Here is a 19564-nt window from a genome sequence, read left to right on the forward strand (position 1 = left end):
TCAGGCCATGTCCCAGAGCAGGCGGTAGTAGGCGATGCGTTCCTGGTCCGGGGCGATGCCGTACGCGTCATACACGATGCCGTCGTAGCCCGGGCCGTAGTTCCACTCCGTGCTCCACGCGGCCACCGCCAGGTCGGCCCAGCGGTCGGCGACCCCGAGCGAGCCGAGGTCGACGTGCGCGGCGAACCGCCCGTCGTCGAGCAGCAGGGTGTTGGGGGCACACGCGTCCCCGTGGCAGACGACGAGGCGGTCGATCGAGGGGGGCGCTCCGATGCGCGCACGGGCGCCGGCGAGATCGAGATGCCGGTGCTCGCGAAACCAGTCGGCGGGTCCCTCGCCTGCCGCGATGCGTTCGTCGGCGCGGGCGATCCGCCGGTCGACGCTCCACTCGAACGGGCACTGCTCGACGGGCAGGGCGTCGTGGAAGGCGCGCAGGCCCCGCCCGATCGCGGCGGCGGCGGTCGCCGGGTCGGCGACCCATCGCGGCGCCACGGCCGACAGGCCGGGAACCGCCGCGGTCATCAACCATGAGCCGTCGGCGTCCGCCCCCTGCCCGATGACCTGCGGAACCGCCACCCACGGCCGTGCCCAGGCCAGGCGTTTCGCCTCGCCGGCAAGGTCGATCTCGGGGGTGCCGGTGGCGATCCACTTGACGTACCGGATGCCGCCGCGTCCGTCGTCGAGGCGGAACGTCAGGCCGCCGAGTTCGTTGCGCCACACCGGGGTGACGGCGTCGCCTCCGGCGAGCGCCGCGACGATGCCGGGGACGTCCACGGGCCCGGTCGGGATCTCAGAGGTGACGTCGCGGCTCACGGGGAGCGATTCTCGTCGACCGTACGGCACGCCGTCGAGCCGTGGCGGGCGGCATCACCGGTCCGACCCGGCAAGGCCGCCGAGCGCGGTGATTTCCTGTACCGATGTCATTCGTATAGCTGGCCGCACAGGGCGAAATCGGCGAGATCGTCCCAGGTCACGGTCTCGATCGAGAGGATCGCGGGGTCCGGTGGCACGTCCGGGTGGACGGGCCCCGGCACCGCGACGCGTGTGCCGTCGGACTCGTCCCAGCCGCCCAAAGCGCCCGCCAGCCCGCATTCGAGATAGCTCGCCGGGTCGAAGTTGTACCAGCGGGACGGCGTCGCCCGGGTCGTGGAGGTGCGCGGTGCGTCCACGCCGAAGAAGGCGTGGTCGCCGGGCGGCTGTAGCGCGAAGTCGTCGAGGTCGGCAATCTGGGAGAGGATGATCGCCTCCCAGCGGGCGAAACCGTTCAGGGTCTCCTCGGGCGCGAAACCGTCCGATGCCGCGGCCGGTGGGGGAGCCAGGGTGACGGCCGCCGTGAACATCGCGGCCACCTCGTCGAGCGGGAGCCGGTCACGGTCCTTCCTGGTACGGCTGACGCCCCACAACGCCCGCAGATACTCGGACAAGATGCGCCCGCCGGAGACCAGCGGCTCACGCAGGTCGATGATCCGCAGGTACAGGTCGCGATTGGTGAGGGGTACGGCATCCCCGGCCACCCAGTAGATCTGCTTGTGCGGGTGGCCGGCGTCGAAGGTCAGCACTCTCGTCAGCGCCGCGATCCGCTCGTCGTAGTGCGCTACCTCGACGCGGTTGCCGTTGTCGTCCTGACGCCAGACCGACCATGTCGTCATGCGGAGATCATTCCTCACCTCCGGACCCGCTCAGGACTCGGCCAGGGCCAACACCTTGGTAACGGTGTTCCAGTTGCGCATCGTGGCCGCCGCCGTCGACCGTTTCTCCAGGAGCGGCGGCAGCTTCGGACGGCGCAGGCCGTCGGGAAAGTACATGTAGAGCTCGCGTCGTCCGACGCTCATCTCCTCCGGCGCGTAGCTTGCGGGGTCGATGCCTTCCAGCATCCGCCTGTCGGGCTCCTCGGACAGGAACACGACCGCGAATTTGGCAGGGTCGCGGACCTCCAGCGGGTTGTCCTCGACCACGGCGCGCAGTTCGCCGGCCGTCCGGACGAGGACGGGAACCGTCATGCCCAACTCGCCCGCGATCCGCTGTTCGACGTCCGCGCCGATCCGTACGGGGTCGAGCTCGCCCGCGGTGAACACCGCGTTGCCGCTCTGCAGGTGGGTCCGCACGTCGGTGTAGCCCAGGCTCTCCAGCAGTGCGCGCAGATCGGACATGGCCACGCGCGTATGGGGGTTGACGTTGATGCCGCGTAGCAGCGCCACGTATCGCATCGAACGGCGCCTCCTTTCTCAGGGGTACGGGCGGACGCTATCGGCGGTACCTGACGAGTGATGTCATGTACGGCATGGCCGCACTGCGAGGACGGGCGCCCCCGGGTCGGCTATCGCCGGCCGCGGAACGTGCGGCGCAGGTCGTCGACCCACTCGCCGGGGATCTCCCACGGGATGAAGTGACCGCCCCGGTCGTGGGCCGTGAGGTTGACGTGGTTGTACCAGGCGGCGCGGTCGCTTTGGAGGAAGTGCTGGACTCGCCGGTCGGTGCTGACGCCGGGCGGGTTCTCGTAGCCGACGAAGGTGATGCCGGTGGGCGCCTCGACGACCGGCTGCCGGTCGTGGGAGGGGGTCCACGGATAGCGGTTGTTGTTGGCGTAGGTGCGTATCGAGGTGCCGATCGAATTGCTCACCCAGAAGATCATGGCGTGGGTGAGGAGGTCGTCCTTGGTGAACACGGTCTCAATGTCGCCGCCGTTGTTACTCCAGCTCACCCAGCGTTGGAGAATCCACGCGAGCATTCCGGCAGGTGAGTCGGACAGTCCGTAGGCGAGCGTGCTCGAGTCAAGCACATGGGCGGCGAGGTGGACGGCGAAACGCTTCTCCAGGGTGACGATCCCGGCGCGGACGTCGGAGGGCAGGCCGTCCGGAATGGGGCTGCCGCCGCTGAGATCCCAGGCCCGGTCGCCGTTGAACAGGGTGAGCTTCTGGCCGGAGCCGATGTGGATGCCGTGGAGCTCACTGGCGTACTTGTGCCCGAGCTGGCCGGTGACCAGGGCTCCGACGTCGCAGCCCGCCGCGGCGTACCTACGGTGGCCGAGGGTCTCGGTCATGAGCGTGTGCCAGAGGTCGGCGACCTTCCAGAAGTTCATGTCCGGGTGGTTCGGCAGCGGCGCGGAGAAGCCGAAGCCGGGAAACGAGGGGACGATCACGTCGAACGCCTCGGCGGGGTCCGCGCCGTACGCGCCGGGGTCGGCCAGCGGATCGACGACCTTGGACCAGTGCCAGAACGTCCAGGGCCATCCGTGCGTGAGGATCGGGGCCGACTCCGGGCCTGCGCATGAAGTGCACCGGCACGCCCTCGACCTCGACCTGGTAGTGCTCGTAGGCGTTGATCGCGGCTTCTGCCTTGCGCCAGTCGTAGCCCGTGCACCAGTAGCGGACGAGTTCTTGCAGGTAAGCGCGGTTCACCCCGTAATACCAGTCCTCGTTGCCCGCGTCGACCGGCCAGCGGGTCAGCTCCAGGCGCTGCCGGAGGTCGGCGAGCACGTCGTCGGGCACGTGGATCGGCGTCGGCTCCAACGGGAAGGCGTGGCCGTCTGACATGGTCTTTCTCCTGTTCTCGTGCTCAGTCGATCCGGCGTTCGTTGAGCTCGACCAGGCGCGCCAGGGCCGGCAGGGCCGCCGCGATGGCGTCCCGTTCCGCCCGCGTGAGCCGCTCGGCGAGTTCCGCGAGATGCGCCATGCGTTCCGCTCGCCGCCCGTCCACGACGGCGGCACCCGCCGCCGTGATGTGCACGAGGACGGCACGGCCGTCCGACGGGTCGGGTTGACGTCTCACCAGGCCGTAGCGTTCGAGGTTGCGCACGATCTGCGTGATCGCCGGTTGCGTGACCTGTTCGCCGGCCGTCAGCTCGCTGAGCCGCTTCGGGCCGCCGCTCGATAGCGTGTGGAGCACGGACAGCGTCGTGAAGCTGAGTCGGTGCACTGCCGGCAGGCGGATGGACATCCGGGTGAAGTCCTCCATCACGGCGGTCAGTTGGGCGATGCTCAGCTCATGGGCCTGCGAAGACACGTGGAAACTATATAAGTCTCTTATATAAGTTGCTTAGGCCCTGTCCGGCGGATCTTGCACAGCCGGTGCTGTGGCACACGACGGTGCTTCCGGCAAATTGAGTCGACACCCCGTTCCGAGCTGCGGGAAACTCCCCGCGATGACTCAACGAACCGACACGCCTCCCACGTGGGACGAGCGTACGCAGCTGGCCACCTTCCTGGACTACGCCCGTGATACTGCGCGAGCCAAGTGTCAGGGCGTATCCGCCGGAGACGCTCGCAAGGCCCCGCTCCCGAGTTCACCGCTGATGACGTTGTGCGGGCTGATCAGCCATCTGCGGTGGGTCGAGTACTACTGGTTCCAAGTCATGTTCCTGGGCGAGGAACCTGCGGGACCGCTCACCGAGGCGACCGACGATGATCCCGACCCTGAGATGCGGACAGCAGTCGACATCCCGTTGCCCCGGCTTCTCGCCGAGTATGAGGAGCAGAGCGCCCGGTACCGCCGCCTGGTGTCCGATCACGACCTGAACTCAACGGCGAAGCGTCCCGTCAGCGACGGCCGCCACGTCGACCTCCGCTGGGTGATCCTCCACCTCATTGAGGAGACGTCCCGCCACAACGGTCACCTCGACGTCGTGCGTGAGCTCGTCGATGGGCAGACCGGCGCCTAAGACCTGCCGTGCGGATCACAAGCGGAGCCACAGTCGGATTGCAGCGACGCTCGCAGTCCCCACCGACGACCTCGTTCAGCGTCGACAGCAGGATCCGCCTCGGCGTCGCCATCCACAAACCTGACTTCGCCGTGGGCTACTGCGGCGGATTATTGCGAAGGACGATGCCTTCCGGTCGGCGCGATGCATCGGCGAGGGGACTGCGTGGAACTGTTGGCCGGGCTCATCGGAGCCCTTGTAGGGGTTGCTGCGGGCGGCTGCTCTTGAAGATTCAGCTATCGTGCTGCGTAGCCGCTGTCCGACGGCTTGTCTTCCGGGGTGGTTAAGGCGTGGCAATCCCGACCGTGGCTCACGAGCGCGCGCTCCGGATCGAGGTCCTCGGTCCGTTGCGGGTCTGGCGGGACGGCGTCGAGCTGGATACCGGCCCGCGGCAACAGGCCTTCCTGTTCGCGCTGCTGCTGGCCCACGCCGGCCGGCCCGTCAGCACGAACCAGTTGATCGACCTCATCTGGGAAGACGACGTGCCGGCCAGCGCGCTCAACATCGTCCAGAAATACGTGGGTGCGCTCCGCCGGCTCCTCGAACCGTCGCTGCCGGCGCGGGAGAGCGGGTCCTATCTGCAGCGCCGGGGGAACAGCTACCTGTTCGTGGCCGAGTCCGAGACCCTCGATCTCGTCCTGTTCCGCCGCCGGGTGAGGGCGGCCGGGGCCGCCGTGGCCGAGCGGCGGCAGACGGCTGCGCTCGCCTGCTACGTCGACGCCCTCGGGCTGTGGCGCGGGTCCGCGGCCGAGGGTTGGAATCACGGGGCTGCCGCCATGTCGACGTTCGTCGCGCTCGACCACGAGTTCTTCGACGCCTGCACCGCGGCGGCTGAGCTCGCGATCTCGCTGGGCCAGCCGGAGCGCATACTCCAGCCCCTGCGCCTCGCCGCGTCGTTGGCCCCCCTGCACGAGCCGGTCCAGGCCGCCCTCGTCTCGGTTCTGGCGGCTGCCGGACACCAGGCCGAGGCGTTGTCCGCCTACCTGCGGGTCCGCGCGCGGCTGGTTGAGGAACTCGGCATCGACCCCGGTGAGGCGCTACGGGCCGCCCACCAGCGGGTGCTGGGTTCCAGCGTCCCGCCACCGCGGGCCGCCGCCGACCCGATTGTCGCCGGGCAGCCACCGCCGGCGGCCGCCGGGCTTGTCGGTCGGGTCGAGGAGCTCGCTGTGGTGTGGCAGGCGGTGGAGTCCGCTCTGGCCGGCCGCACCGGGCTCGTCCTGGTGGAGGGCGAGCCGGGAGTCGGCAAGACGCGGCTGGTCGAAGAAGTGACCGATGCGGCCCACGGGCGAGGCGCACACGTCGTGTGGGGCAACTGCCTGGAGGACGCCGGCGCACCGTCGATGTGGCCGTGGGTGCGGGCCATCGGCACGGTCCTGGACGCCCTGGCGCCGGTGTCGCGTGAGAAGTGGCTGACCAGCGAGCTCGGCTACCTCGTCGAGTCGGACGACCGGGCACCGGCCGAGCCGGAGCAAGCCGACGCCGGAGGCCAATTCCGCCTGTTCGAACGGGTCGTCGCGCTGCTCCGCGAGGTCTCCGCCGCGCGGCCGGTCGTGCTCGTTATCGACGATCTCCAGTGGGCCGACGTCGCTTCCCTGCAGCTGTTCGGTCACTTGGCCGTCCGGCTGCCGAGCGGCGTCGCGATCATCGGCACGCTCCGCGACCGCGCCCCCACGCCGGGGACGGAGTTGTCGCGGCTGCTCGCGGTGACCAGCCGGCTGTCCGGTCATCGCCGCATACGCCTCGGCCCGCTGGGACCGGCCGGGGTCGCCGAACTCGTCCGCCGCGAGGCCGGCCGCGACCTCGGGGACGGCGTCGTGCGCAGCATCCACGCGCGCACGGCCGGCAACCCGTTCTTCGTCCGAGAGCTGTCCCGGCTGCTCGCCGCGGGGGGCGACATCAGCGGGGACGCGGCCGTGCCGTCGACCGTGCGGGACGTCGTGCGCGACCGCGTCTCGCACCTCGACGACGAGGCGCACGACCTGCTCCAAGCCGCGGCCCTCATCGGCCGCGACGTCGACCTCGGCCTGCTCGCCCGCGTTGCCGGGCTCGACACCCAGACCTGTCTCGACCGGCTGGAGCCTGTCGACCACCTCGGCCTGCTCGGGCCGACTCCCGGGAACCCGTTCTCGCTGCGTTTCGCACACGACCTGGTCCGCGAGTCGGTCGCTACGGCCACGTCACCGCACCGGATGATCCGGCTGCATCTCCGCGTGGCGGACGCGCTGGAAGCCACCGAAAGCAGCGTCGAGTCCGTCGCCGAGCGCGTCGCCCACCATCTCTGGGCCGCCGGCCCCCTCGCGGACCCGTCCCGGACCGCGAGCGCGCTCATCGGTGCCGGTCGCCGGGCGGTCGCCAAATCCGCTCTCGAAGCGGCCGAGCAGCACTTCCGGTCGGCGACGCAGGTGGCCCGCTCGGCGGGTCTCGCCGAGCTCGAACTGTCCGCGCTGTCACAGCTCACCGCTGTCGTCGGCAAGGGGCCCGGATACGTCGGCTCCGCGACCGACCTCCTCGAACGCGCCGAGCATCTGGCCCGCGAACTCGGCCGCGAGGAGGAGGCCGTCAACTTCCTGCTGTCCCGCCTGGCGGCCTACTGCCAGGGGATGCAACTCGACCGCGCCAAACGGTTGGCGCGGCAGTTCCTCGAACAGACCGAGGCGTCGGCCGATCCCGTCCTACGCGCCTACGGCCTGCACGCGTGGGCCATCTGCCAGTGGCACGTCGGCGAGGTCGGCAGCGCGTTCGAATACCAGAGGCGGTCGGACCGCACGCTGCTCGAAGACATCGCCGGCTACAGCGAGTTTCCGCTGCGGCGCGATCTACACCTGATCGCGGCCGGGATGCACGCGATGATCTCCGCGCTGCACGGAGACCTCGACGCGGCCGGGCCGGTGCTCGACACGTTGGAGGCCGCCGGTTCCGACCCGTACGCGATCACACTGTGGGCGACGTTCGCCTCAATGATCGCGGCGCTCGCCGACGACCCCGCCTGGGCGCTGCGCGCCGCCGAACGAGGCATCGCCGAGGACCCCGGATTCTCGTTCGCCTTCTTCGGCGCGCACCTCCACATAATCCGGTGCTGGGCGCGCGCCGTGAGGGGCCTCGACCCGGCCGGAGCCGCGGCCGAGGCCGAAACGCTGCTGACGGAGATGCTGCTCGACCCGCCGCACACCGGCCTCGCCTTCTGGTACGGCCTTATCAGCGAGATGTGGCTCGCCGCCGGTAGGCCGGACGCCGCCACCGTTGCCCTCGACCACGCCGACCGGGTCGTCGAAACCTACGGCGAGCGCTACGCCGAGGGGTTGCTGTTCCTGCTGCGGGCCCGGTTGCTGATGGCCGAAGGCGCCCCCGTCGAGGTGGCCCGGGCAGCCGCCGACCGCGCACGTGCGCTGTCCGCCGAGCGGGGAGCTCACCTCTTCACCCGCCGGGCTGAGCAACTGGTGCGAGAGCTTGGCGGACCTGTTCCGTGACCTGACGCCGTGCGTCACGCATCGAGATCGGCGCAGGCCGCGTACGGGCGGCGGCAGTAGTAGACGACGTCGGGTGGGACGTTGGCCCACTCGGCCCGCCTGATGACGACCTCGTCGAAGCGCGTCCGTTCCCGGGCGGTGACGGCAATGCCCGCAAGTCCGTCGACCTGGAGGACTTCTACGGCGGGGCCGTTGGTCCAACGCCCGCCGCGCTGCCCGACCTTGGGCAGATGCGGCTTCAGCGGGGCCCGCTCGTCACTCGTCAGATCTCCCCGCCCCATGCTCATGCCAACGAGCTGGGCCAAGGCAGTCACAGATCCACCGGACACGGCCTAGATATCCGGAATGTCCGCTCATGTGCGCAAAGCGGCCGGGCGCTCTGGTAGCGTGGCGGTCTCTGATCGTCATGAGGAGGTGAGACCCATTACCGCTGTGTCAGGCCGGGTGCTCTCATCTCACGCCCGTGCGGTCCACCTGGGATAGGTGACCGGGGAGCGCCCGTCGGTTATTCCGGAAGGCTCCCAGTGTCAGTTTCTCCCGCAGCATTCTCCCGATCCACCGTCATCTCCGCGCTTCGCTCCGCCGGCTGCGTCTTCGCCGAGGAAGAAGCGGATTTGATCTTTTCCACTGCCCTTACGCCGGTGGACGTCGCCGCCATGGTGGAGCGGCGCGTCGCCGGGCTGCCCCTTGAACACGTTGTCGGCTGGGCCGAGTTCTGCGGGCTGCGGATCACCGTGGACCCCGGCGTCTTCGTGCCCCGCCGGCGTACCGAGTTCCTGGTGAACCAGGCCGCCGAGCTCACCGGTCAGGTCCCGGTGGAGTCGGCGGAAGGCCCGCGCAAAGCCGTCGTCGTCGACCTGTGCTGCGGTTCCGGCGCGTTGGGCGCCGCGCTGGCGGCGGCCATGAAACGCGCATACGACGAGGTCGAGTTGCACGCGGCCGACCTCGACCCCGCGGCGGTGCGGTGCGCCCGCCGCAACCTGACCGGGCCGGGAAACCACGTCTATGAGGGCGACCTGTACGACCCGCTGCCCTCCGCCCTGCGAGGCCGGGTCGACGTGCTGGTCGCCAGCCCGCCGTACGTGCCGACGCGGGCGATCGGCCTGTTGCCGCCGGAGGCCCGCCTGCACGAGCCGCACGTGGCGCTCGACGGCGGCCCGGACGGTCTCGACGTCGTGCGGCGGGTGATCACCGAGGCGGTCTTCTGGCTGGCGCCGGGCGGCAGTCTGCTGGTCGAGACGAGCGAACGCCAGGCGGAGGAGACGGCGGAGGCGGTCGCCCGTCACGGGCTGGTGCCGACGGTCGCCTGGTCCGAGGAATGGGACGCCACCGCGATCATCGGCACCAGGCCGGCGTAGAGCTCGCGCAGAACTGGCGGTCGGCCGCCGGCCGCCGCTTGCCTCGCGCCCTGGGGGAGCGGCCGAGGTGGAGGTCACGGTCCACGGCGCGCCCGACGTAACGACGCCGTCTCCGAGGCGAACGACGCCTGGACATGATCCGCGTGAGTCAGGAAATATGGCGACGCCGACGACAGCCGTCGACGTTTTCACCGTTTCAGAGGTCCGGCAATTTCGGGCCTGCGCACATCAGAAGTAGCGGTTCCACACAAACAGGTAGGCGACTGCTCGTGAGCTGAAGGCCGTGCTGACGTCGTCGCCGACCCTGAGCGTTTCTCCCCGCCATTACGGCCGTATATGAAGGGATGGCCCATGGGGGTCTTCAGGAAGTTCACGCACGCCGCGATTGTCGGCGGTGCGCTGGCTCTGATCGCGGCTTGCGGAGGCGGCGGCGACTCGGGTGGTTCCAGCCCGGTGAACCTTCCCAGTGCAGTGGGCCTTCCCGGTGGGGAAGGTTCCGACAGCAGCGAGAGTTGCAAGTTCCTCACCGAGGAGGAGGTCACTCAGGCGATCGGCCCCAATGACGGCGGCCAGCAGGACTACACGTTCGGCGGATGCGTCTGGACGGCGTCGAGCGCCAAGGACGGCATCAATGAGGCGATCTTCGCGGCGGTGCTGCCCAAGGCCCAGTATGAGTCCGTGGCCGAGATCGGCGATCCGGTGAGTGGATTCGTCGACGGCGCCACCTACGCCGAACTGCACGGCGAGTTGTGGTTTCCCTGCCGCGGCGGTGACTATTGCGGGATCAAGGCGAGGACGGCGGACTCCGACGGCCGCCAGGAGATCGCCCTGAGTCTGGCCAAGCTCCTTCAGAGCCGCGTGTAGGTGTAGTCCGTCAATTCGACGTATGGCCGGTCGCCGTCCGTGGCGTCCGGCCCCACCATTAATCACGACCAGCTCTTAGTGGATCTTCTTGCGGTCGCCCAGCATCGCGACGATCGTGTCGATGCGGCGGGCCCGGGTCTCCGGCTTCTTCGCGTCCTGGATCCGGTAGACGATCGCGAAGACGTTCGCCCGGTCGAGGGTGGAGAAGAACTCCTCGGCGATGGGATCGAGCTCAAGGGCCCGCAGCAGGTCGTCGGGCACGGTCATGGCGGCCTGGCCCTCGTACGCGGCGTCCCACCGGCCGTCGGCCCGCGCCTGCTCGACCTCGCGCAGGCCCGCGGGCGTCATCCTGCCCTCGGAGATGAGCCTGTCCACGTGGTCCCGGTTGCGCTGCGACCACTTGCTCCGCGGCCTGCGCGGGGTGAAACGCTGCAGCCAGTGCTCGTCGTCGAGCTTGCCCTTCTGGCCGTCGATCCATCCGTAGCAGAGCGCCGAGTCCAGGGCCTCGGCGTAGGAGACCGTCGAGGCGTCCGCGCCCTTCTTCGCGATCTTCATCCAGACGCCGGGGGACTCCGTGTGGTTCTCTGCGAGCCAGCGCTCCCATTCGTCCTGCGTTCCGAAGGCGATCATCGTCAGGCTCATGGGGCGATTAAAGCAGCGGCGCCGGCTCCGTGAAACGCGGCGACTGTCCATAAGGCGTGGCGGGGCGTGAAATTGGGCGGCGGCCGCCGGTCAACGGGGACCGGCGGCCGCCTGGGGAGACCGGGAGAGGTCAGCGCACGTTGCGGACCTTCACCTTGTCTTCGCGGTAGTTGTCGCTATGGCCGTCCGGCTTGTAGTTGTTCTCCACGTTGCCGGCGATGTCCACCGAGAACCAGTGCACCTCGGTTTCCTTGGTGACCGTGATCTGCTGCGCGCCCTCACGCATGCCCGCCTCGGCGAGCTTGGGGGAGCTGAGGGTCGGCCGGCTGCCGTCCAGCGTGTAGTACACGTTGGCCGGTTCGTCGGTGGAGAAGGTGAACGTGACGGACGAGTCGGTCCGGCCCGTCACCTCGATCTTCGACCGGGGGCGGTCGTTGTCCTCGGAGAAGGACCGGGCGACCTCGAGGATGGCGATCTGTCCGTTGGCGAACTCCATCGCCTCCTCGTGGCCCTCGGCGAAGTCGGGCTGGAAGCCCACCGGCTCGAACTGCTTGGTCTCCGCGTTGTAGACGTCCGCGCCGACCTCGAAGTCCCAGCCGATGATGCCGCGGTTGAACCAGTGCTCGTCGGCGCTGTTGCCCGCCGCCGAGTACAGCACATCCGGCACCGGGCCCGTCTGGCCGGGCCAGATCCCGGTGCCCCGCCACTCCTGCACCGCGGACAGGATGTGGGTGGAGGCGTTCCAGAAGTAGTTCTCCGTGCCGTAGTCGACCCGGGGCAGCAGCTCACGGCCCTGGGTCTTGTACGCGCCCGGAGGCCACATGAAGTAGCCGCCGTAGGAGTGCGTGTTCATCGCGAACTTGATGTTGGGGTACTGGTGGGTCAGCCAGACCTCGTTGCGGGCCTCCGGCTCCGACAGTTCGGACGGCCCCGCGAAGGTGCCGCTGGTGCAGCTGGAGGAGGCGCCGCTGTACCCGTCGAACAGCGACCCGACGGAGAAGTTGCGGTTGAGGTCGACGCCCCACGAGTTGCGGGAGGCCGGGTCCCCGGAGTTGGTGCCCGCGCAGTAGTTGGTCATGTTCTTGCGCTGCATGTTGTAGTCGTAGAAGCTGTACGTCCCGCCGTCGGGGTTGACCGTCGGCATGATGAAGATGTCGAGGTTGTCGACCAGCTTCCTCGTCCGCTCGTCGTGCGCGTAGTTGCGCAGCAGCCGCTCGGCGGTCTCCACGCAGGTCAGCGGGGTGACCCACTCACGGGCGTGCTCCTGGCAGTAGAGGAAGACGCCGACCTTCGAGCCGTCGCGCTTCTTGCCGATGCGCAGCGCCTTCATCTGGAACGGCTGCCGCGAGACGGTCGCCGGAGCCTTCAGGTTGTCGGTCAGCTTCGTCGCCGGTGCGGCGGCCACCAGGCCGGCACCCGCGTTGCCCCGGTAGGTCGCCGCCGTCAGCAGCGCCGCGGCCGAGGTGTTCGCGTTGACGGCGTCGACGACCTGGCGGGCGGTGCTGGCGGCCGCGCCGGACGCGTCGGTGGCCAGGCTGACCGTGACGTTCTTGCCGTCGACCGCGACCGACAGCGGCGAGGACGGAGCCGCCGGCTGGACCAGCGCCACGCTCAGGTCGTTGCCGCCCTCGCTGCCGTACGCCTTGGAGGTCACGTAGAGGGTGCTCGCCGCGGCCGTGCCGAACTGCGCCTGGGCCGCCCTGCGGTAGCCGTTCGTCTTGTACGGCAGGTCGATGATCTGCGAGATCTTCGGGAACTCCTTGGCCAGCGTGGAGATCCTGCCCGTGACCTCGGTCGGGTCCATGTAGTGGTCGACGAAGTCCTCGACGTAGTGCTTGCTCGGCGGCTTGCGCTTCTCGCCCAGCCACTTGGTCACCGGCACGGTGACGGAGCCCCCGTGGCTGCTGGTGATCGTGACCTTGGTGGGCGCCTGCGTGATCGGCAGCGGGGCGTTGAACCGGTGGTACATGTACTGCCCGGCGTCGGTGAAGCGCGACATCGTCGCCGTGCCGCCCGAGTCGGGGGCGGTCCGCGGGCCGCTGTCCCAGGTGGCGGTGAGCACCGTCGTCGCGTCCGTCGCGCTCGACTTCACCTCGACCGACAGGAAACGCTGATCGTCGAGGCTGGTGAACCACTCGGCGCGCAGCGGGGTCAGCGTGTCGGCCTCGTCGGCCGCGGCCGCCTCCGCCGCGAGCGCCTGCCGCCGCTCCGTCTGGTTCCTGGCGAAGTCGCCCTGGTCGGTGATGGAGCCGCGCACGTCGAAGCCCTGGTCGCGCAGGCTCTGGGCCTCGGCGGGGCTGAGGACCGCGTGGACCTCGAGCCCTCCGTCGACCTGCTTCTTGTATTCGGCGAGGTCGACTCCCATGGAGTTCAACTCGTCGACGGCGGCCTCGTCGGGAACGACGATGCGCAGCAGCGCCACACCGTTCTGTTCGGTGGTGGGCTGCCTGTCGGGTGTGACCTCGCTGGATTGCGCAGCGGGGTCGGCGAGGACAGGGGTCGGGCTGAGGGTGAGGGTGAGGGCAATGGGCAGGGCCAGCGCGGCCGCGACGCGGCCTCTCCTGCTGCCATTGAGAGTACGCCCCATGACAGATTCCTCCATTTGGCGCACGGCCTCCGGGCTGGGGTTTATCCCGGCCGAAAGTGCGCAATTGGCAAGATCTTTTCTAAAGAAAGAATCTCCGTCAAGAGGGGAAATTGAGGGATTTTTCCTGTCAAGTGGCATAAGAGGATATTTATATATAATTTATAGAGCTGGTTTCCCTGAGGTCGTACGGCCCTGCCGCGCGCACGATTAGACGGCCGAGTCCGGGGGCCGGAACTCGCGCGCGACGAGCGACCCGGGGTGAGGATGGGTGCCGTGACGAGCGTCCACTCGATCCCGGCGCATGCGCAGACGGCACCGTGCGAGACGGTCTCCGCCCCGCCGCACCCGCGGCTGCGGCCTTTCGTCGTCGGCTATTCAGGCTTCCGCTCGGGTTCGGGATCGGCTGTGCGCCACCGGGTCCTGCCCGTCAACCTCACCACGCTCGTCATCGACGTCACCGGCGCGAGCCGGCTGGTCACCGGACCGCGCGCCGACTTCGAGGTCCACTCGTCAGCGGCCTGGCGCGAGGGGGTCGCCATCGGTCTGACACCCGCCGGGGCCACGGCCATCCTCGGCGTCCCGGTCCGACGGCTCCTCGGCGAGAGCATCGCGCTCGCGGACGTGCTCGGCCCGCGCGAGGCGGAGCTCGCCGAACAGCTCGCGGGGGCGCCCGACCCGGCGTCCCGGTTCGCCGTCCTCGATGAGCAGCTGGCCGCCCTGGTCGATGCCCGCACTCCGCCGGACGCGCTGGTCGCGCGCGCGTGGTCGTGGCTGCAACGGCCCGCGCCGCGCATCAGCGTCGGCTCGCTCGCCGGCCGGCTCGGCATCAGCCGCCGCTATCTGGAACTGCGCTTCGAGCGCGAGATCGGCCTCCCGCCGCGCAGCGTCGCCCGTATCGCCCGGCTCCAGCGCGCGCTCGGCCGGCTGTTCGAGCCGTCCGGCCTCGCCCGCGTCGCGGTGGAATGCGGGTACGCCGACCAGCCGCACTTCAGCAGGGAGGTCCGGGCGATGACCGGCCTGACCCCGACGCAGTTGTGCGCATTCCTTCAATACGGCGGCCCGCCCCCGCCGGTAGCGTCCGGCGCGTGATGCTCATCGGCAAGACGGCGCTGGTCACCGGCGGTTCGCGTGGCATCGGCCGAGCGATCGTGACCCGGCTGGCGAAGGACGGCGCACGCGTCGTGTTCACCTACAAAGACAACGAGGCGGCAGCCGCGGAGGTGGTCCGGGCACTGCCGGCGACGACCGCCGTCCGAGCCGACCAGGAAGACCTCTCCAGCCTCGCCGACGTCTTCGCGCCGGTCCGCGACGGGCTGGACATCCTCGTCAACAACGCCGCCGTCAATCCGCCCGTGCCCCTGGCCGACCTCACCGCCGACGACTTCGACCGGGTTATGACGGTCAACGCCAAGTTCGCCGTTCTCGCCATGCGGGAAGCCGCGCACCTGATGCGCGACGGCGGCCGGATCATCAACCTCTCCACGCTCAACACCGTCGTCCCGGCGCCCGGGCACGCCCTCTACTGCGCGAGCAAGGCGGTCTTGGAGCAGTTCGCCCAGGTCGCCGCGCGGGAACTGGGGGTACGGGGGATCACCGTCAACACCGTGTCGCCTGGAGCGACGGACACGGACATGCTGCGGGACAGCAACGCACCGGAGGCGCTGGCGCAGACGGCGGGCTTCACCGCCCTGCGACGGCTGGGGCGCCCAGAGGACGTGGCGGCGGTGGTCGCGTTCCTCGCCGGACCCGACGGCGGGTGGATCACCGGTCAGAACATCCGGGCGACAGGTGGACTACTCGTGTGATCGACGCATTCCGCGTAGCCAACCCAATGATCGTGAGCCTAACCTCGGGTCGTGACCGTTCACGAGCTCTCTCTCACCGATGCGCGCCGGATCGCCGTGCGCGCGCAACTCCTGGACGGCTCCCGGCCTGCTGAGCTGCACGAGGTGGTGCGCCGTCTGACCCTGCTACAGATCGACCCGACCGCCGCCATCGCGCCGAACGCCGACCTGGTCGCGTGGAGCCGCCTCGGGTCGTCGTATGCCCCGGCCGACCTGACCACCGCGCTTCAGAAGCGCACGCTGCTCGAGCTCCGCGCGATGATCAGGCCCGGCGAAGACCTCGCGCTCTACCGCGCCGAGATGGCCGAGCGGGCGAGGGGCGGGGGGTCACGCCATTGGCAGGAGTGGGTGCGCACCAACGACGCGTGCCGTCTGGACATCCTCGATCGGCTCGGTTCCTCGGGGCCGCTACCCTCGCGTGAACTTCCGGACACCTGCACGGTGCCGTGGAAGTCGACGGGATGGACCAACAACCGCAACGTCACGCAAATGCTGGAGTTCATGGTGTCGCGCGGTGAGGTCGCCGTCGCGGGCCGCAGCGGACGCGACCGGCTGTGGGACCTGGCGACGCGGGTCTACCCCGACGACCCGATGGTCCCCGTCGAGGAGGCGCTGCGCGTCCGCAACGAGCGCCGACTGCGCGCGCTGGGCATCGCCCGCGCCCGGGGCACGCAGTTTCCGGTCGAACCCGCGGACGTGGGCGAGGCGGGCGAGCCTGCCGTGGTCGAGGGCGTCAAGGGCGAGTGGCGCGTCGATCCATCCCTGCTGGGCCGGCCGTTCTCCGGGCGTGCGGCATTGTTGTCGCCCTTCGACCGGCTGATACACGACCGCACGCGCACCGCCGAGCTGTTCGGATTCGACTACCAGCTGGAGATGTACAAGCCCGCCGCCACGCGCCGGTGGGGCTACTTCGCGCTGCCGATCCTCTACGCCGACCGCCTGGTGGGCAAACTCGACGCCACCGCCGACCGCAAGGCGGGTGTGCTGCGGGTCCACGCGATCCACCAGGACGTCTCCTTCACCCCGGAGATGACCGCGGAGATCGGTCACGAGATCAGGGACCTGGCTCAGTGGCTCGGCCTGGACCTCCTGACGAATGGTTCGCGTTCGATCGACTGAGGCAACGTGAGCTCAGCCGCGCCCGCAACGGATGTCCGGGCAGGTCAGCATGTGAAAGAAGTTGTCGTCTTCCGTGTTGGCCCTGCCGAACCAGACCAGGTGCGGCAGATGGTCGGGACCGACGGCGAAGTCGAGATGGCCGGCGCTTGCCAGGCCCTGGATGAGGCGGATCGCCGTGCGGCGGGTGCAGCCGTCGTCTTCGCAGACCAGCATGATCAGCGATAGGTCGTCACGGCCTACGTAGTATCCCGCGAGCAGGAGCCGGCCGCGTGGGTCGAGTGCCAGGCCCGGCGCGCCGATCGCGTCGAGTTCGCGCACCTCCACCCGGCGCGGTGTGCCCGAACATGTCGTATCCGTGCAGATGAGGATCTGCGTCGAATCCTCGTCGTCATGGTCGTCGCCGTTGTAGACGAGGACGGGCCTGCTGTCCGGCCTGACGGCGATCTGGAGCCGCAGCGATCGATACCGCCAGCCGTACGTCTGCGACGACGGATCATGAGGGTGGACGATCGGATGCGCGCAGGTGGGGGAGTCGCAGGTCGCCACGGTGACTTTCCCGGTCACGCGCTCTATGTAGGCGACCACAGGCCGCCCGTCTGCGGTCGCGGTGACTGCGAGGATGCGGTTGTCCACGTTCACGTCGGTGCTGTCAGGATCGGTGCCGCCGAGCCGGGTCGTCCGCGGGTTCGCGCACGTGACGTCGCGGCACAACGTGAGCTCCGCAGAGGCGGTGGACCGGTCGCTGGAGGGGGCGATCGAGGCGATCGCGATGCCGTCCGGCGTGGCGACGGCGGCGGCGTGCACATGGAGCCAGCCCTTCTCGGCGACCCGGAGCGGTCTTACTGACCGCTTCGCGCAGCCCTGCGGCCGGCAGGAGAACATCTCCAGCTCCATGCGGTCGCCACCCGTCCCGACCCAGCCCGCGACGACCAGGGTGCCGTCAGCGATCACCGTGGCGGCGGGATGGAGGTCGAAATACTCCTCCAGCGTGGTCGTGCTGTGGCTTGCGCAGGTGCCGTCCCCGCAGAAGGTGAGCTGGGGCAGGCCGTCGGCGATCATGATCACCGGACGGCCCGCGGGACCGAAGGCGATCTGTGCCGTCGGACGGCTCCTGTCGAGGTCCGGGCCGCTGATCGCGTTGTCGATCACGTTGGCCAGCGAGAGCGGGTTGACGACGATGAAGCCGCCGTACAGCAGGCCGGGGAGCACAGCGGCCACCAGCGGCCACCGCAGGCGCGCAGGCGGGCGCACAGGAAGTGCCGAGGATCCGTTCTCCTCGTACGGAGCCTCGCCAGGCGCCATCTCCGCGGAGCCCTTCAGTTCGCGCAGACGGACGTAGCAGAGGGCCGGCACGGCCACCTGGAACGGCGCCAGGAGCACCGAGACGATCATCCGTACGGCGTCGATGGCGGGAACGCCCTCCGGCGGCAGCACCATGCTCAGCCCGTACAGGGCCACCAGCGGACGCCCACCAGTCCCACCGCGATCCTGCGGAACGTTCCGCCGAAGTCGCGCGAGAGCAGGTCGTAGGCCGTGCGGACCGGGGGGACGCCGTCGGCCAGCGCGGTCCACGCGATCATGCCGGCCAAGAGGATGAGGCCGCCCGGAATCGCGACGACCAGTCCCGGCGCAAGGGATCCCGACGCGGCGTACAACCACGCGGTGAACGCCGCCAGCGCGAGGGCCGCGCCTGCGAACTGAACGGTCAGCAGAAGAAGGGAGCCGAGGCGCCGGGAAAGCCGCCGTACGGCACGGGCCGCCGACGGTTCCCGCCCTTCGACGTGGTCGAGCACGACGCGGCTACCGGCCGCCAGGCTGACAAGACCGGCGAACAGCGACACGAGCGTGGCGACGGCCAGCGGCGCAACCGTCCCCGCCGAGGCGTCGGTCAGGCGGAGCGCGCCGTTGAAGACGGTGAACCGGTCGCCCAGGGCCACGACGATCGCCTCCCAGAGGAGGGAGGCCGGCACGACGGTCAGTGCGCATACCGCCAGGAGGTGCCCATAGAGGTGAGCGGCCGTGCCGTACATGGCCGTGAGCCCGCCACCGTGCCGCGTCGTTCGGCGGGTGGGCGTCGGCGCGTTGGCTTCGCGGTCGAGGGCCATCGTTCTCCTCAAGGCCGCTCGTCGTGAATCGGGGGACGCACGGACGGTATAGGCCGAACGCTGGGAAATCAGCTGGTTGACGAATTGGCTATGAATGGTTCGAGTTCGAACGACTGAGGTAACGTGACGCCATGGACGAACCCCCTTGCCTCGGCGAACGGGAACTGGGCGCCTGGCGGGCGCTTTTGTCCACGGCGGCCACCCTCAACCGCCTGATCGAGCAGCGGCTCAAGGACGACGCGGGGCTGTCCCACTCGCAATACGAGGTGCTGGTGCGCCTGGCGGACGCGCCCGGCGGCGAGCTCAGGATGACCGAGCTGGCCGGCGCCGCCACCACCTCCAAGAGCGGTCTGACCTACCAGGTGGCGCAGCTGGAGAAGGCCGGCCTCGTGCGGCGCCGTGCCTGCCCCGAGGACGTGCGCGGCATCATCGCCTCGCTCACCGACGAGGGGTGGGCGAAGGTGCGGGCGACCGAGCCCGGCCACGCCGCCCTGGTCCGCGACCTGTTCGTCGACGGGCTCAGCCGGGACGACTTCACCGCCCTCGCCGGCGGGCTGGAGGCGTTGCGCGACCTGCTGCACACCCGTTCGGGTGACCAGGCGAGCTGATCACTCGCTGTGACTTCTTACGGAAGTGTCACGTCACTTCTGCCGTGCTTGGTCGAATTTACGGAAGCAGGTACGGTCTATCCTTACTGTTCTGTTTAGTTCAAATTTGAACAACCGTCGATCGGAGAGCGGCCATGACGATGCCGGGGGACCACGCGGATGCCGTCGTACGAACCCGGGTGCGTGTGCCCCTGCGGTTCGGCGATGGGTTCAGCGCGGTGGCCGACGCCGTGACCTTTCGCGGTCTGGCCGACGACGGCGAGCATGTCGCGCT

At 69.5% G+C, this 19564-nt stretch carries 18 protein-coding genes and 1 pseudogene; 8 read left to right on the top strand and 11 right to left on the bottom strand.

Translation table 11 applies throughout. The annotated features are described in order from the left end of the window. The 6 genes and pseudogenes from Pth03_RS27885 to Pth03_RS27905 all read right to left on the bottom strand — a co-directional run bounded on the left by Pth03_RS27885 (position 1) and on the right by Pth03_RS27905 (position 4002). Complete coding sequence (locus Pth03_RS27885) at positions 1-813, bottom strand: aminoglycoside 3'-phosphotransferase (RefSeq protein ID WP_203947378.1); 813 nt, start codon at positions 811-813, stop codon at positions 1-3. 107 nt (positions 814-920) lie between these two features. After that, positions 921-1649: a hypothetical protein gene (locus Pth03_RS27890; RefSeq protein WP_203947379.1), complete on the bottom strand. Its 729-nt coding sequence runs from the start codon at positions 1647-1649 to the stop codon at positions 921-923. Positions 1650-1679: 30 nt separating this feature from the next. Beyond that, the gene (locus Pth03_RS27895; RefSeq protein WP_203947380.1) at positions 1680-2207 is read right to left on the bottom strand and encodes a DUF1697 domain-containing protein; all 528 of its coding nucleotides are present in this window, start codon (positions 2205-2207) and stop codon (positions 1680-1682) included. Positions 2208-2317: 110 nt separating this feature from the next. Next, positions 2318-3244, bottom strand: coding sequence for an alpha/beta fold hydrolase (locus Pth03_RS27900; protein ID WP_308442388.1), 927 nt, complete (start codon positions 3242-3244; stop codon positions 2318-2320). A gap of 73 nt (positions 3245-3317) precedes the next feature. After that, positions 3318-3533 (bottom strand): annotated as a pseudogene (locus tag Pth03_RS41705) (epoxide hydrolase N-terminal domain-containing protein); the annotation flags it as partial. A gap of 22 nt (positions 3534-3555) precedes the next feature. After that, positions 3556-4002, bottom strand: coding sequence for a MarR family winged helix-turn-helix transcriptional regulator (locus tag Pth03_RS27905; protein WP_239119420.1), 447 nt, complete (start codon positions 4000-4002; stop codon positions 3556-3558). A 139-nt stretch (positions 4003-4141) separates the two neighbouring features. On the opposite strand from Pth03_RS27905, the gene Pth03_RS27910 reads away from it, so the two are divergent. Further along, positions 4142-4657: a DinB family protein gene (locus Pth03_RS27910; RefSeq protein WP_203947381.1), complete on the top strand. Its 516-nt coding sequence runs from the start codon at positions 4142-4144 to the stop codon at positions 4655-4657. Between the two features lie 329 nt (positions 4658-4986). Next, positions 4987-8163: an ATP-binding protein gene (locus Pth03_RS27915; RefSeq protein ID WP_203947382.1), complete on the top strand. Its 3177-nt coding sequence runs from the start codon at positions 4987-4989 to the stop codon at positions 8161-8163. Positions 8164-8177: 14 nt separating this feature from the next. On the opposite strand, the gene Pth03_RS27920 is transcribed toward Pth03_RS27915, so the two are convergent. Beyond that, entirely contained in the window at positions 8178-8468 is a 291-nt protein-coding gene (locus Pth03_RS27920) for a hypothetical protein (protein ID WP_203947383.1), read from the bottom strand. Between the two features lie 219 nt (positions 8469-8687). Between Pth03_RS27920 and Pth03_RS27925 the strand changes: the two genes are divergently transcribed. Together Pth03_RS27925 and Pth03_RS27930 are read left to right on the top strand one after the other, a co-directional pair. Beyond that, positions 8688-9521, top strand: a complete 834-nt coding sequence (locus Pth03_RS27925; protein ID WP_203947384.1) for a putative protein N(5)-glutamine methyltransferase — start codon at positions 8688-8690, stop codon at positions 9519-9521. A 351-nt stretch (positions 9522-9872) separates the two neighbouring features. Beyond that, on the top strand, positions 9873-10385 hold the full coding sequence (locus Pth03_RS27930) for a hypothetical protein (protein WP_203947385.1): 513 nt from the start codon (positions 9873-9875) through the stop codon (positions 10383-10385). Positions 10386-10460: 75 nt separating this feature from the next. On the opposite strand, the gene Pth03_RS27935 is transcribed toward Pth03_RS27930, so the two are convergent. Then, positions 10461-11027, bottom strand: coding sequence for a YdeI/OmpD-associated family protein (locus tag Pth03_RS27935; protein ID WP_203947386.1), 567 nt, complete (start codon positions 11025-11027; stop codon positions 10461-10463). Positions 11028-11157: 130 nt separating this feature from the next. Beyond that, positions 11158-13614, bottom strand: a complete 2457-nt coding sequence (locus Pth03_RS27940) for a M14 family metallopeptidase (RefSeq protein ID WP_203947387.1) — start codon at positions 13612-13614, stop codon at positions 11158-11160. A gap of 273 nt (positions 13615-13887) precedes the next feature. Between Pth03_RS27940 and Pth03_RS27945 the strand changes: the two genes are divergently transcribed. The 3 genes from Pth03_RS27945 to Pth03_RS27955 are packed head-to-tail and all read left to right on the top strand — an operon-like array spanning position 13888 to position 16577. Next, positions 13888-14703 carry a helix-turn-helix transcriptional regulator gene (locus Pth03_RS27945; RefSeq protein ID WP_203947388.1) on the top strand — a complete coding sequence of 272 codons (816 nt, stop codon included), beginning with the start codon at positions 13888-13890 and terminating at the stop codon, positions 14701-14703. Further along, positions 14703-15419 (top strand): SDR family oxidoreductase, encoded by a 717-nt coding sequence (locus tag Pth03_RS27950; protein WP_203947396.1) that lies wholly within the window; start codon positions 14703-14705, stop codon positions 15417-15419. Before Pth03_RS27945 ends, Pth03_RS27950 begins: the two co-directional genes overlap by 1 nt. A gap of 51 nt (positions 15420-15470) precedes the next feature. After that, positions 15471-16577: a DNA glycosylase AlkZ-like family protein gene (locus Pth03_RS27955; RefSeq protein ID WP_203947389.1), complete on the top strand. Its 1107-nt coding sequence runs from the start codon at positions 15471-15473 to the stop codon at positions 16575-16577. Positions 16578-16589: 12 nt separating this feature from the next. On the opposite strand, the gene Pth03_RS27960 is transcribed toward Pth03_RS27955, so the two are convergent. Beyond that, positions 16590-18014, bottom strand: a complete 1425-nt coding sequence (locus Pth03_RS27960) for a hypothetical protein (RefSeq protein WP_203947390.1) — start codon at positions 18012-18014, stop codon at positions 16590-16592. 2 nt (positions 18015-18016) lie between these two features. Continuing rightward, positions 18017-18682, bottom strand: coding sequence for a hypothetical protein (locus tag Pth03_RS27965; RefSeq protein ID WP_203947391.1), 666 nt, complete (start codon positions 18680-18682; stop codon positions 18017-18019). 131 nt (positions 18683-18813) lie between these two features. On the opposite strand from Pth03_RS27965, the gene Pth03_RS27970 reads away from it, so the two are divergent. Next, a complete protein-coding gene (locus Pth03_RS27970) occupies positions 18814-19290 on the top strand; it encodes a MarR family winged helix-turn-helix transcriptional regulator (RefSeq protein ID WP_203947392.1) in 477 nt (158 codons plus the stop codon). Positions 19291-19564 lie beyond the last annotated feature (274 nt).

Origin of the sequence: Planotetraspora thailandica (genome assembly GCF_016863335.1) — a bacterium.
Taxonomy (GTDB): domain Bacteria; phylum Actinomycetota; class Actinomycetes; order Streptosporangiales; family Streptosporangiaceae; genus Planotetraspora; species Planotetraspora thailandica.

Coding starts and splice junctions, on each gene's coding strand:
- Pth03_RS27890 (WP_203947379.1), bottom strand. CDS start 1,649: ATGACGACATGGTCGGTCTGGCGTCAGGACGACAACGGCAACCGCGTC.
- Pth03_RS27895 (WP_203947380.1), bottom strand. CDS start 2,207: ATGCGATACGTGGCGCTGCTACGCGGCATCAACGTCAACCCCCATACG.
- Pth03_RS27910 (WP_203947381.1), top strand. CDS start 4,142: ATGACTCAACGAACCGACACGCCTCCCACGTGGGACGAGCGTACGCAG.
- Pth03_RS27930 (WP_203947385.1), top strand. CDS start 9,873: ATGGGGGTCTTCAGGAAGTTCACGCACGCCGCGATTGTCGGCGGTGCG.
- Pth03_RS27935 (WP_203947386.1), bottom strand. CDS start 11,027: ATGAGCCTGACGATGATCGCCTTCGGAACGCAGGACGAATGGGAGCGC.
- Pth03_RS27940 (WP_203947387.1), bottom strand. CDS start 13,614: ATGGGGCGTACTCTCAATGGCAGCAGGAGAGGCCGCGTCGCGGCCGCG.
- Pth03_RS27950 (WP_203947396.1), top strand. CDS start 14,703: ATGCTCATCGGCAAGACGGCGCTGGTCACCGGCGGTTCGCGTGGCATC.
- Pth03_RS27960 (WP_203947390.1), bottom strand. CDS start 18,014: ATGGTGCTGCCGCCGGAGGGCGTTCCCGCCATCGACGCCGTACGGATG.
- Pth03_RS27965 (WP_203947391.1), bottom strand. CDS start 18,682: ATGGCCCTCGACCGCGAAGCCAACGCGCCGACGCCCACCCGCCGAACG.
- Pth03_RS27970 (WP_203947392.1), top strand. CDS start 18,814: ATGGACGAACCCCCTTGCCTCGGCGAACGGGAACTGGGCGCCTGGCGG.